Origin of the sequence: Pseudonocardia tropica, assembly GCF_040105315.1 — a bacterium.
GTDB classification, from domain to species: domain Bacteria; phylum Actinomycetota; class Actinomycetes; order Mycobacteriales; family Pseudonocardiaceae; genus Pseudonocardia; species Pseudonocardia alni.
Genome location: NZ_JBEDNP010000005.1, coordinates 95,304 through 107,563 on the forward strand (window position 1 = coordinate 95,304; position 12,260 = coordinate 107,563).

The 12,260-nt window shown below is 75.3% G+C and carries 12 protein-coding genes and 1 pseudogene; 9 read left to right on the forward strand and 4 right to left on the reverse strand.

Annotation, left to right across the window (positions count from 1 at the left end; all coding sequences use genetic code 11):
- Positions 1-8 precede the first annotated feature (8 nt).
- From trpC to WHI96_RS10310, 4 genes are all read left to right on the forward strand, one after another.
- Positions 9-878 (forward strand): indole-3-glycerol phosphate synthase TrpC, encoded by an 870-nt coding sequence (gene trpC / locus WHI96_RS10295; RefSeq protein WP_345649349.1) that lies wholly within the window; start codon positions 9-11, stop codon positions 876-878.
- A gap of 2 nt (positions 879-880) precedes the next feature.
- Positions 881-1,822: a prolipoprotein diacylglyceryl transferase gene (gene lgt / locus WHI96_RS10300; protein ID WP_345649352.1), complete on the forward strand. Its 942-nt coding sequence runs from the start codon at positions 881-883 to the stop codon at positions 1,820-1,822.
- Positions 1,819-2,457, forward strand: a complete 639-nt coding sequence (locus tag WHI96_RS10305; RefSeq protein ID WP_345649355.1) for a DUF2461 domain-containing protein — start codon at positions 1,819-1,821, stop codon at positions 2,455-2,457. The genes lgt and WHI96_RS10305 overlap by 4 nt, the downstream gene beginning before the upstream one ends.
- Positions 2,458-2,735: 278 nt before the next feature.
- Entirely contained in the window at positions 2,736-3,767 is a 1,032-nt protein-coding gene (locus WHI96_RS10310; protein WP_345649358.1) for a M28 family peptidase, read from the forward strand.
- Between the two features lie 55 nt (positions 3,768-3,822).
- On the opposite strand, the gene WHI96_RS10315 is transcribed toward WHI96_RS10310, so the two are convergent.
- On the reverse strand, positions 3,823-4,173 hold the full coding sequence (locus tag WHI96_RS10315) for a VanZ family protein (RefSeq protein WP_345649361.1): 351 nt from the start codon (positions 4,171-4,173) through the stop codon (positions 3,823-3,825).
- A 110-nt stretch (positions 4,174-4,283) separates the two neighbouring features.
- Between WHI96_RS10315 and pyk the strand changes: the two genes are divergently transcribed.
- The 5 genes and pseudogenes from pyk (at position 4,284) to WHI96_RS10340 (ending at position 9,189) form a co-directional block, all read left to right on the forward strand.
- On the forward strand, positions 4,284-5,708 hold the full coding sequence (pyk, locus tag WHI96_RS10320) for a pyruvate kinase (protein ID WP_345649363.1): 1,425 nt from the start codon (positions 4,284-4,286) through the stop codon (positions 5,706-5,708).
- Between the two features lie 25 nt (positions 5,709-5,733).
- Positions 5,734-6,651: an acyl-CoA thioesterase gene (locus WHI96_RS10325; protein ID WP_345649366.1), complete on the forward strand. Its 918-nt coding sequence runs from the start codon at positions 5,734-5,736 to the stop codon at positions 6,649-6,651.
- Positions 6,648-7,358, forward strand: coding sequence for a dienelactone hydrolase family protein (locus tag WHI96_RS10330; RefSeq protein WP_345649369.1), 711 nt, complete (start codon positions 6,648-6,650; stop codon positions 7,356-7,358). Before WHI96_RS10325 ends, WHI96_RS10330 begins: the two co-directional genes overlap by 4 nt.
- An 18-nt stretch (positions 7,359-7,376) precedes the next feature.
- A pseudogene (locus WHI96_RS10335) lies at positions 7,377-8,713 on the forward strand (O-acetylhomoserine aminocarboxypropyltransferase/cysteine synthase family protein).
- The gene (locus WHI96_RS10340; RefSeq protein ID WP_345649371.1) at positions 8,710-9,189 is read left to right on the forward strand and encodes a CoA-binding protein; all 480 of its coding nucleotides are present in this window, start codon (positions 8,710-8,712) and stop codon (positions 9,187-9,189) included. Before WHI96_RS10335 ends, WHI96_RS10340 begins: the two are co-directional and overlap by 4 nt.
- Positions 9,190-9,507: 318 nt before the next feature.
- Here WHI96_RS10340 and WHI96_RS10345 read toward each other — a convergent pair whose 3' ends face one another.
- From WHI96_RS10345 to WHI96_RS10355, 3 genes are all read right to left on the reverse strand, one after another.
- A complete protein-coding gene (locus WHI96_RS10345; RefSeq protein WP_345649373.1) occupies positions 9,508-9,732 on the reverse strand; it encodes a hypothetical protein in 225 nt (74 codons plus the stop codon).
- A gap of 610 nt (positions 9,733-10,342) precedes the next feature.
- Positions 10,343-10,822 carry a hypothetical protein gene (locus WHI96_RS10350; RefSeq protein WP_345649375.1) on the reverse strand — a complete coding sequence of 160 codons (480 nt, stop codon included), beginning with the start codon at positions 10,820-10,822 and terminating at the stop codon, positions 10,343-10,345.
- A gap of 112 nt (positions 10,823-10,934) precedes the next feature.
- Positions 10,935-12,176: a DUF418 domain-containing protein gene (locus WHI96_RS10355; RefSeq protein ID WP_345649377.1), complete on the reverse strand. Its 1,242-nt coding sequence runs from the start codon at positions 12,174-12,176 to the stop codon at positions 10,935-10,937.
- Positions 12,177-12,260 lie beyond the last annotated feature (84 nt).

The window sequence follows — 12,260 nt, forward strand, 5'->3', positions numbered from 1 at the left end:
TCGGCCCTGTGAGCACTACGGGCACTGCCGGTACTGCCGGACACCCGAACGGGACGCCGGGTCGCGTACCCAGCGTCCTCGAGTCCATCGTGGACGGGGTCCGGGAGGACCTCGCCGGGCGCGAGAGCGTCGTCGACCTCGCCGAGATCAAACGGCGGGCCGCGGCCGCGCCGCCGCCGCGGGACGCGATGGCGGCCCTGCGCGAGCCGGGTGTCGGCGTGATCGCCGAGGTGAAGCGGGCCAGCCCGTCGAAGGGCTCGCTCGCCGACATCCCCGACCCGGCCGACCTCGCCGAGGCCTACTCCGCCAACGGCGCGCGGGTGATCAGCGTGCTCACCGAGCAGCGCCGCTTCGGCGGCTCGCTGGCCGACCTCGACGCCGTCCGCGCCCGGGTCGACACCCCGCTGCTGCGCAAGGACTTCGTCGTCACGCCGTACCAGGTCCACGAGGCCCGTGCGCACGGTGCGGACGTCGTGCTGCTGATCGTCGCCGCGCTGGAGCAGCCGGTGCTCGCCTCGCTGCTCGACCGTATCGAGTCCCTCGGGATGACCCCGCTGGTCGAGGTCCACACCGAGGAGGAGTGCGACCGCGCCCTGGAGGCCGGCGCCACGCTGATCGGCGTCAACGCCCGCAACCTGCACACCCTCGAGGTGAACCGGTCGGTCTTCGGCGAGATCGCGCCGGGCCTGCCGTCGCACGTGCTGAAGGTCGCCGAGTCCGGCGTCCGCGGCCCGGGGGACCTGCTCACCTACGCGGGCTGGGGTGCCGACGCGGTGCTGGTCGGCGAGGGCCTGGTGACCAGCGGCGACCCGGCCGCCGCGGTCCGCGGGCTGGTCGCGGCCGGGTTCCACCCGTCCTGCAGCCGCAACGGCGGCTGAGCGTGCTCGCCACGCTCGCCGCGAGCCTGCCGGCCTCGATCCCCAGCCCGGACCGCGGTGTCTGGCACGTCGGCCCGATCCCGATCCGGGCCTACGCGCTGTGCATCATCGCCGGCATCGCGGTCGCGCTGTGGTGGGGCGAGCGCCGGCTGCAGGCCCGCGGTGGGCGGGCCGGGACGGTGCTCGACGTGGCGGTCTGGGCGGTGCCGTTCGGCCTGCTCGGCGGGCGCCTCTACCACGTCGCGACGGACTGGCGCACCTACTTCGGCCCCGGCGGCGACCCGTGGGGCGCGCTCGAGATCTGGAACGGCGGCCTGGGCATCTGGGGCGCCATCGCGCTCGGCGGGGTCGGCGCCTGGATCGGCTGCCGCCGCCACGGCGTCCCGCTGCCGCTGTTCGCCGACGCGGTCGCCCCCGGCATCGTCGTCGCCCAGGCGATCGGGCGGCTCGGGAACTGGTTCAACCAGGAGCTCTACGGCGGCCCGACCACCCTGCCCTGGGGCCTGGAGATCTACCGCCGGGTCGACCCGGCAACCGGGCTGGAGGACCCGCTCGGCGGGGTCGCGCTCGACCCGACACCGATCGCGGTCGTGCACCCGACGTTCCTCTACGAGCTGCTGTGGAACCTCGTCGTCGCCGCGCTGATCGTGCTGGCCGACCGCCGGTTCCGGCTGGGCCACGGCCGGGTGTTCGCGCTCTACGTCGCGGGCTACACCCTCGGCCGGTTCTTCATCGAGATCATGCGGACCGACCCGGCGACCCGGGTGTTCGGCGACATCCGGATCAACGTCGTCGTCGCGGCCGTCGTGTTCGTCGGGGCGGTGCTGTACGTCGCGTTCGCCCGGCGGGGCCGCGAGGAGTACACCCCGCCCGACCCGGAGCCGGACGCAGCCGGGGTGTCGAGCGGTGGCCCGGACACGCCCCAGGAGCGCGAGGACGCGTGAGCGCCTTCGCGGGCTTCGGCGAGGGCGCCGTCGAGTTCTACGACGGCCTGCTCGCCGACAACTCCCGGGCGTACTGGACCGACCAGCGCGCGGTCTACGAGAACGACGTCCGCGGCCCGATGACGGCCCTGCTCGCCGACCTCGAACCGGAGTTCGGTGCGGGCACGGTGTTCCGCCCGTACCGCGACGTCCGCTTCGCGGCGGACAAGACGCCGTACAAGACCCACTGCGGCGGCTTCACCGAGCCGTTCTACGTCGAGGTGTCCGCCGACGGGATGCTCGCCGCGGGCGGCTACTACTACATGGCGCCCGACCAGCTGACCCGCTACCGCGAGAGCGTCGACGACGAGCGCCGCGGCGAGGACCTGCGGGCCCGTCTCGACGCCGCCCGCGCCACCGGGCTCACCGTCGACGGCACGACCCTGAAGACCCGCCCGCGCGGGACGGCCCCCGACCACCCCCGGTTGGACCTGCTGCGGCACAAGGGGATCTACGTGTCCCGGCGGTGGCCGCCGGGCGACGTGCTGCACGGCCCGCGGGCCCGGGACCGGGTCCGCACGGTGTGGCGGGCGTCCCGGCCGGTCACCGAGTGGCTCGACGACCACGTCGGTCCCAGCGAGCTCCCGCGCCGCTGACCCGCCGCGGCCGTGCCGTTCCCCGTGCCGTTCCCTGCGCCGTCGGGCCGGTCGTGCCGCCGCCGGGCTGCTGCCGCGCCGCCGCCGGGCCGTGTCGCCGGACCGAGTCGCCGGGCCGTGTCGCCGGGCCGTGCCGCCGTGCCGCGCGGACGGTCCGGACAGCGCCGGGCGGTCTTCCGTGACACGGTCGACAACGGCGCGGTGATCCGGACGACGGCCGGGGTACGAACACCGAGGACGGACGGGCGTCGTCCGGGTCGACGCACGGGGGAGTGGCCATGGGAGTGCAGGGGCGGACGCGGGACCGGCACACCCGTGACGTGCTGCTGGCGCTGGTGACGGCGGCGTTCGTCGTCGCCGGGTGCACCGCCGCCGGGCCCGCCACCGCACCGCCGCCCGCCGGGGCGCTGTCCGAGCAGGTCACGGGCGCCGCGACCGGTGAGGCCGCGGCGCCGCACCTGCAGGTCCTGGAACGCATCGCCGACGACAACGGCGGCAACCGCGCCGCCGGGACACCCGGCTACGACGCGACGGTCGACTACGTCGCCGGCGTGCTGCGCGACGCCGGGTTCGACGTCACCACCCCCACCTACGACGCCGGGGACGGCCGTGAGCTGCGCAACGTCGTCGCCCGCACCCGCGGCGGCGACCCCGCCCGGATCGTGCTCGCCGGCGCCCACCTCGACTCCGTGCGGGCCGGCCCCGGCATCAACGACGACGGCAGCGGCATCGCCGGGCTGCTCGCCGCGGCGACCGCGCTCGGTCCGCAGCCGGGCGTCGGCGCCACCGTCTCCTTCGGGTTCTGGGGCTCGGAGGAGGACGACCTCCAGGGCTCGACCGGCTACGTACGGTCCCTGTCGGAGGAGGAGCGCGAGCACCACCTGCTCTACCTCAACGCCGACATGCTCGGCTCACCCAACGGCGGCTACTTCGTGCAGGGCGGCCGCGGCGAGGACGACGAGGAACGGGGCCCGTCCGGCTCCGGTGTCGTCGCCTCGGTGCTGGCCGAGGAGCTGGCCGCGGCGGGCGCCCCGCAGCCGGAGACCATCGGCCTCTACGGCGACGACGACGGCCCCTTCGCCGAGGTCGGCATCCCGGTGGCGGGCGCGGTCACCGGCGACGAGGACACCAAGTCCCGCTCCCAGGCCCAGCTCTGGGGCGGTGAGGCGGGCCAGGCCTACGACGGCTGCTACCACGCGGCCTGCGACCGGATCGGCAACGTCGACACCGTGAAGCTGGACCGCTACACCCGCGCGATCGCGGCGACCCTGGCCCGGTTCGCCGACGCCACCCAGCGCCCCTCCGGCTGAGCCGGCCCGACCGGGTCCCGCGCGCGGCCGCCGGGCCGGGGGAGGCCGGCCCTCCTCAGAGCCGCGACGACGTCTCGTGGCCCGGCCGGCGGCGCGCCACCAGCACGGCCAGCCCCACCCCGAGCGCCGCCCCGGCGACGTCGACGAGCGCGTCGAGGACGTCCCCGCTGCGCCCGATCGGCAGCAGGGCCTGCGCGACCTCCGACGCCGCGGCGTAGACGACCAGCCCGCCCAGCAGCGGCCACACCCGGATCCCGGCGGCCCGCCCGGTCCACGCCAGCAACGCGAACAGCAGCAGGTGGACGAGCTTGTCGGTGCCCGGAGGTGCCGTCGGGACCCCGGACGCCGGAGTGAACAGGACCACCAGGCTCAACAGGACCGACAGGACGAACGGCTGGACGCGCACGCCCCCAGTCTGCTCCACCGGTGACCGCCGGGACGAACACCATCGGACCGGACCCGACGGGCCGGGTTCCCGTCGTCCTGATCGTTCCAGACAGCGCTACCCTGATAGCCGTGACCCGTCGAACCAAGATCGTCTGTACCATCGGTCCGGCCACGGCGAACCCGGACCGGATCCGTGACCTCGTGGAAGCGGGCATGGACGTGGCCCGGCTCAACTTCAGCCACGGGGACCGCGCCGACCACAAGCGCGTCTACGACATGGTCCGCGACGCCGCCGACTCGACCGGGCGCGCCGTCGGCATCCTCGCCGACCTGCAGGGCCCGAAGATCCGGCTCGGCCGCTTCACCGACGGGCCCACCGAGTGGGCCACCGGCGAGGAGGTGCGGATCACGGTCGACGACGTGGCCGGCACCCGCGACCGCGTCTCCACCACCTACAAGGGCCTCGCCCAGGACGCCCAGGTCGACGACCGGATGCTCGTCGACGACGGCAAGGTCGGCCTGCGGGTCACCGCCGTCGACGGCAACGACGTGGTCTGCCGGGTCACCGAGGGCGGCCCCGTCTCGGACAACAAGGGCCTGTCGCTGCCCGGGATGAACATCTCGGTGCCCGCACTGTCGGACAAGGACATCGCGGACCTGGAGTTCGCGATGTCGCTGCGGGTCGACGTCGTCGCGCTGTCGTTCGTGCGCAGCCCCGCCGACATCGACCTCGTCCACAAGATCATGGACAACACCGGCGCCGGCCGCGTCCCGGTGATCGCGAAGCTGGAGAAGCCGGAGGCCGTCGACAACCTCGAGGCCGTCGTGCTCGCCTTCGACGGCATCATGGTCGCCCGCGGTGACCTGGGCGTGGAGCTGCCGCTGCAGAACGTGCCGCTGGTGCAGAAGCGCGCGGTGCAGATCGCCCGGGAGAACGCCAAGCCGGTCATCGTCGCGACCCAGATGCTGGAGTCGATGATCACCAGCTCGCGCCCGACCCGCGCCGAGGCCTCCGACGTCGCGAACGCCGTCCTCGACGGCACCGACGCCGTGATGCTGTCCGGTGAGACCAGCGTCGGCCGCTACCCGATCAAGACCGTGCGGACGATGGCCGAGATCGTCGAGGCCGTCGAGGCGGGCCCGGCCGACGTACCGCCGCTCAACCACGTGCCCCGCACCAAGCGTGGCGTGCTGTCCTACGCCGCCCGCGACATCGGCGAGCGGCTCTCGGCGCGCGCGCTGGTCGCGTTCTCCCAGTCCGGTGACACGGTGCGCCGCCTGGCCCGGCTGCACTCCCGGCTCCCGCTGCTGGCGTTCACCCCGGAGCCCGCGGTGCGCAGCCAGCTCGCGATGACCTGGGGCGTCGAGACGTTCCTGGTCGACAAGGTCGACTCGACCGACGCGATGATCCGCCAGGTCGACCACGCGATCCTGTCGATCGGCCGGTTCAAGCCGGGTGACCTGGTGGTCGTCGTCGCCGGGACGCCGCCCTCCACGGTCGGTTCCACCAACCTGATCCGGGTGCACCGCCTGGGCGAGGACGACCACGCCTGAGCCCGGTTGGGCATACTCACCGACCGTGAGCGCCGATTCCGCAACCGCGCAGACCGCAGCCGACGGTGAACCGCGCGGCCAGGCCGTCCTCGACGACCTGGTCGCGCTGCTGGACCTGGAGCGGCTGGAGGACAACCTCTTCCGCGGGGTGAGCCCGCCGGTGTCGCTGCCGCGGGTGTTCGGCGGGCAGGTCGCGGCCCAGGCGCTGGTCGCCGCGGGCCGCACGGTGCCGGCCGAGCGGGGCGTGCACTCGCTGCACGCCTACTTCGTCCGGCCCGGGGACCCGAGCATCCCGATCGTCTACGAGACCGAGCGGGTCCGCGACGGCCGGTCGTTCACCACCCGCCGGGTGCTCGCCATCCAGCGCGGCGAGCCGATCTTCTCGCTGTCGGCGTCGTTCCAGCTGCCGCAGAACGGTCTGGAGCACTCCCAGCCGATGCCCTCGGACCTCCCCGCGCCGGACGCCGTCGACGACCTCGGCACCCGCGCCGCCCGCGGCGACGGCGGCTGGATGGCCGGGCTGCCGCGCCCGCTGGACATCCGGCTGATCGACGAGCCGTCCTGGTCGCAGGACCACCCCGGTCCGTCCGACGACCCGATGCGGCTGTGGCTGCGCGCCGACGGCGAGCTGCCCGACGACCCGCTGCTGCACGTGTGCCTGCTCACCTACGCCAGCGACCTGACCCTGCTGGGGTCGGTCGTCGCCCGCCACGACGTGCCCCGGACCGGGCTGCAGATGGCGAGCCTGGACCACGCGATGTGGTTCCACGCGCCGTTCCGCGCCGACGAGTGGCTGCTCTACTCGTGCTTCTCGCCTGCCGCGTCCGGCGGGCGCGGCCTCGCGAGCGGCCGCTTCTTCACCGCCGACGGCCGTCTGGTCGCCACCACCATGCAGGAGGGACTCGTCCGGGTCCCGCGCGCCGGGAGGGACGCACGCCCATGACGGTCGAGTCCGAGATCTCACTGCCCAGCGTCAACGGCGGCAGGCTGCCCGGCTTCCTGGCCCGCCCCGAGGCCACCACCCCGGGCCCGGCGATCGTGATGATCTACGAGATCTTCGGGATGACCCCGGAGATGCGGCGGGTCGCCCGCGAGCTGGCCCGCGAGGGCTACACCGTGCTGATCCCGGACCTGTTCGCCCGCGGCCGGGTGACGCCGCTGTGCGTCGCCTCGACGGTGGCGACGACGGCCACCGGCCGCGGCGCCGCGCTCGGCGACTGCGAGTCCGCGCGGCGCTGGCTGGCCGACCAACCCACCGTCGACGCCGACCGGATCGGGGTCATGGGGTTCTGCATGGGCGGCGGGTTCGCCATGCTGCTGTCCCAGAGCGGTCTGTACCGGGTCGCGGTGCCGTTCTACGGCCGCGCCGGCGTCGAGGTGGAGCCGGTCTGTCCGGTCGTCGCCAGCTTCGGTGGGCGGGACGCGCAGTTCGCCGACGGCTACCCGCAGCGCCTGGAGGCCGACCTGACCGAGCGGGGGATCCCGCACGACGTCGTCGTCTACCCCGAGGCCGGGCACTCGTTCATGACGCGCACGCCGGGTGTGAAGGGCGCGGTGGCACGCCGGACACCGCTGCACGCCGAGTACCACGAGCCGTCGGCGACGGACGCGACGGAGCGGGTGCGGGCCTTCCTGCGCGACCACCTGTAGCCGGGGCAGGATGGGGGTGTGAGCGAGCTTGCGAGCGAACCGTCGGGACCGCGCGGCGACCGACCGGACCGGACCTGGGGCTTCCGCACCCGGGCCGTGCACGCGGGGACGGTGCCGGACGCCGCGACCGGCTCCCGGGCGGTGCCGATCCACCAGACGACCAGCTACGTCTTCCGCGACACCGACGACGCCGCGGCGCTGTTCGCGCTGCAGAAGTACGGGCTGATCTACTCCCGGATCGCCAACCCGACGGTGGCGGCGCTGGAGGAGCGCCTGGCCAGCCTCGACGGCGGCATCGGCGCGGTGTGCACGGCCAGCGGGCAGGCCGCCGAGTTCCTCACCTTCGCCGCGCTCGCCGGGGCGGGGGACCACGCCGTCGCCGCGGCCGGGCTGTACGGCGGCACCATCACCCAGCTCGACGTGACGCTGCGCCGCTTCGGCGTCGACACGACCTTCGTGCCGGGCACCGACCCGGCCGACTACGCCGCCGCGATCCGCGACAACACCAAGTTCGTCTTCGCCGAGGTCGTGTCCAACCCGGGCGGCGAGGTCGCCGACATCGCCGGGCTCGCCGAGGTCGCGCACGCGGCCGGGCTCCCGCTGATCATCGACGCGACGCTGGCGACGCCCTACCTGTGCCGACCGCTGGAGCACGGCGCGGACATCGTGATCCACTCCGTGACCAAGTTCCTCGGCGGGCACGGCACCACCCTCGGTGGCGTCGTGATCGAGTCCGGCCGCTTCGACTGGGGCAACGGCCGCTTCCCCGGGATGACCGAGCCGGTCCCGTCCTACGGCGGGCTCACCTGGTGGGGCAACTTCCAGGAGCTCGGGTTCCTCACCAAGCTGCGTGCCGAGCAGCTGCGCGACGTCGGCGCCACGCTGTCCGCGCACTCGGCGTTCCTGCTGATGCAGGGCGTCGAGACGCTGCCGCAGCGGATGGAGGCCCACGTCGGAGGAGCGCAGAAGGTCGCCGAGTGGCTCGAGGCCGACCCGCGGGTGGAGTACGTGACCCACCCCGGCCTGCCGTCGCACCCTCACCACGAGCGGGCTCGCCGGTACCTGCCCGCAGGGCCGGGCGCGGTGTTCGCGTTCGGGGTGCGTGGTGGCCGGGCGGCCGGGCGCGGTTCATCGAGTCGGTGCAGCTGTGCAGCCACCTCGCCAACGTCGGCGATGCCCGCACCCTCGTCCTGCACCCCGGGTCCACCACCCACCAGCAGCTGACTACCGAGCAGCTGGAGCACGCCGGCGTCCCCGAGGACATGATCCGGATCTCGGTCGGGCTGGAGGACCCGGACGACATCGTCTGGGACCTCGACCAGGCACTCACCGCCTCGCAGAAGGAGACCGCGTGACCTGGGAGAACCCGCCCGCGTGGCGGCGGCAGCAGATCCTGCGCGACACCCGCACCGTCGCCGTCGTCGGGGCGAGCCCGAACCCGGCCCGGGCCAGCAACTTCGTCGCCACCTACCTGCTGGCCTCGACCGGTTTCGAGGTCTACTTCGTCAACCCGAACGCGACCACGATCCTCGGGCGCCCGGTGTACCCCTCGCTCGCCGAGCTGCCGGTGGTGCCGGACCTGGTCGACGTGTTCCGCCGCCCCGAGGACCTCGACGGGGTGCTCGACGAGGTGCTCGCCCTGGACCCGGCACCGTCGACGTTCTGGCTCCAGTTCGGTCTGTTCGACGAGGAGCTGGCCCGCCGCGCGGAGGCCGCCGGCCTGACCGTGGTGATGGACCGGTGTCTCAAGGTGGAGCACGCACGCTTCGCCGGCGGGCTGCACCTGGCCGGGTTCGACACCGGAGTGATCACCGCGCGGCGCCGGGACTGACCCGTCGCGACCGGCCGACGGCGATCGGCCGGTCGCGGCCGTCCCGATGTGACGTCCCGATTCGGCCTGCCCGACTCGGCCTGCCCGTCGCGGGCGGCCCGTCGCGATCCGCCGGCTGTGGCCGGTCCGGTGTGATCGGCCCGCCGGGACCGGCGCGCTGTACCGGCCGGAACCGGCCCGGTGTGCCGACCGGCCGGGACCGGCGTGCTTTACCGGCCGGAACCGACCCGGTGTGCCGACCCGGCCGGGACCGGCGTGCTGTACCGGCCGGGACCGGCCCGGTGTGCCGACCGGCCGGGACCGGCCCTGCCGCTGCGGTCAGATGCGCTCGGGGGCCCGCCCGCCGTCGTCCTCGATGACGTCGTCGATCGCAGGTTCCGGCCCGGTCGGCGGGTCGATCTCGGCGCGGGCCCGCTCCGCCGCGTCCTCGGCCTCGTCCCGTGAGGCGTACTGGGTGAGGACCCCGCACCCGCAGTCGCACCGCACCACCCACCGGTCGGCGACGTCGGCCATCTGCAGCACCTGCGGGTCGTGACCGTCCACCAGGACCTCCTCGGCGATGAATGAGTGATCGGCATCATTGCGCGACGCAGTATCCCGGCGCCATCCGTGGCAGGGGGTCGTCGGCCGACGGTCCGGGCGCGACGAGCTGCGGCATCTCCCGTGCGACGGCCGCCTCGGCGGGTGCGGCGCGGGGCGTTGCGTCCGCGTGGTCACGACCACCGGACCGCGACGCCCGACGCCGGGGTCGCGGGTGACCCGCCGGACCGGGCGTGGGGAGCGGCGGGGTGCGCACCGCCCGCGTCCGGTGCGCCGGCGCACCGCTCGTGCGGTCGTCGCACCCTCCCCGGTGGGTGCGACGGCCCCGCGCGGGGTGCGGTGTCCCAGGTGGAGCGCGGCCCCTGTGTGGGTGCGGTGTCCCTGGTGGAGTGCGGAGTGCGGCGCTCCTGCCCGGGTGCGGTGCTCCCGCCCGGGTGCGGTGCCCCGGTGGGGTGCTGCGTCCCCGGAGGGCGGGGCGCCCGCGGCGGGGACGTCAGCGTGCGGTCGGTTGGATCGTCGCGGGTCCCCGGGCCGGCTCCGGAGGGCACGGTGCGACCGGGCCCGGCGGGGTCCCGCCGAGGTCGGCCGGTGCGCCGGCCCCGGGGGGCCGGTCTCACCAGCCGAGCAGACCGACCAGGAGGGCGTGGACCAGCCAGAACGGGGCGAACGCCAGCGCCACCAGCCCACCGGGGCCGACCCCGCGCCGCGCCGGGAACACCAGCGCCAGGGCCGCGAGCCCCCACGGCACGACCAGCGCGAGCCCACGCAGCGGCCACGACCCGACCCCGGTGAACAGGGCCGGCAGGAGCGCCACCGCGACCCAACCGGCCACCGTGGCGACGCAGCGGGGGAGCACGGCGGCGACGCCCGGGGGCTGCGGGGACCGGTCGGCGACCGCGGCACGCTCCGGCTCCGTACCCGGTGGGTACGGCGGCGCCCCCGGCAGCGGGGCGTGCGGCGGGACGGAACCGGGGTCGACCCCGGAGAACCCCGGGGCGCCCTGCCACGACGGCGTCGCTCCGGCCGCCCCGGGCGGGTCCGGCCGCGCCGGCTCGTCCGGTCCGGGCCGGTCGGCGGGGTCGGTGCCGCTCATGTCGGGAGCCTAGACCGCCACCCGCCCCGCGAGCCCGGCCGCGCCGCACGATGATCGCCGGGAGTGGAGTGCGGAGCGCAGCGGAGTGCGTCCGGCGCTCCACTCCCGGCGATCATGGTCCGGCGGGGCGGCGTGCCGGAGCCGGGGATCGGCCGTAGGTGAGCCGGCGCAGCAGCACCTCGGCCGGGCCGCGGTGGCCACGGCGCTCCGCCACCACGGCGACGACGACGGTCACCAGCCACACCCCGGCCGCGCACAGCGTCGCCGCCCACAGCGGCAGGCCCGCACCGAGCCCGAGCGTCCAGGCCGGGAACAGGGTCACGAACGCCACCGACTGCGCCAGGTACCCGCTCAGCGAGCGCCGCCCCAGCGCGACCAGCGCGCGGGCGACCCACCCGCCCGGCACCGGTCCTGCGTCGCCCGGGAACCGGTACACGGCCCCGGGGCCGTCCGGCACCGCGCCGGCGGACCGTGTCCACCGCGCGACGACCAGCCCGGCCAGCGCCGCGTACCCGGCGCCCGCGGCGTAGCCGGTCACCGCGTGCAGCACCCCGACCGCGAGGGCCACCGGCTCCGACGGCGTCCACACCGCGGCGGCGACCAGCCCCAGCGGCAGGCCGCCCACGACCCCGGCCCCGATCCCCGCGACGGCGACCCGGCGCAGCGTGCGACGGTGCCGGGCCGGGGCGTCGAGCCACCCGGCGCGGGCGACGAGGACCCCCGCGACCGCCGCCCCCAGGAGCCCGACCGCGCTGATCAGCAGGTTGCCGAACAGCCACTCGCCGAAGCGCTCCACCGCCGCCGCCAGCACGTCCGGCGCGACCAGCGACGGCGACGCCGACGCCGCGTCGGACCGGGTCAGCGCGACGGGGGCGTAGAGCAGCGCCAGCAGTGTCGTCGCCGCCACCCCGGTGAGCACCAGCACCGCGGTCGACCCGCGGACCAGCACCGGCGCGAGCACCACTGCGATCAGCCCGTAGGCGGCGACGAAGTCCCCGTGCCACAGCAGCACCGCATGCACGGCACCGACGGCGAACAGCGCCCCGCCCCGGCGTCGCACCAACGCCAGGACCTGGTCGGGCCCGGCACCGGCGTGGACCGCACGGCAGGCGAGCCCGGCGATGCCGTAGCCGAACAGCAGCGCGAACAGCGGGTAGGCCCGGCCGTCGACCAGGGTCGGCTGCGCCGCGGCGAGCCAGGCGTCGACGCCGGTCGGGTCGAGCGGGTAGGCGCGCACCCCGATGCCGCGGTGGGTGACGAAGGTGTGCACGTTCGCGACGGCGATGAGCAGCAGCGCCGCACCGCGGGCCAGATCCGGCGCCGGTGCACGACCGGTCACCGGGACGTCACGCATCCCGGCCCACGCTACCGGCGGTGTGGTTCCCGCCACGCGCGGCGGTGGGTGTGCTCCCCGTCGCGGTACGCGGGCGCGATCAGG

Excerpts from the sequence above, each read along its gene's own strand:
- WHI96_RS10350 (WP_345649375.1), bottom strand. The coding sequence starts at position 10,822 with ATGAGCGGCACCGACCCCGCCGACCGGCCCGGACCGGACGAGCCGGCG.
- WHI96_RS10310 (WP_345649358.1), top strand. The coding sequence starts at position 2,736 with ATGGGAGTGCAGGGGCGGACGCGGGACCGGCACACCCGTGACGTGCTG.
- WHI96_RS10355 (WP_345649377.1), bottom strand. The coding sequence starts at position 12,176 with ATGCGTGACGTCCCGGTGACCGGTCGTGCACCGGCGCCGGATCTGGCC.
- WHI96_RS10330 (WP_345649369.1), top strand. The coding sequence starts at position 6,648 with ATGACGGTCGAGTCCGAGATCTCACTGCCCAGCGTCAACGGCGGCAGG.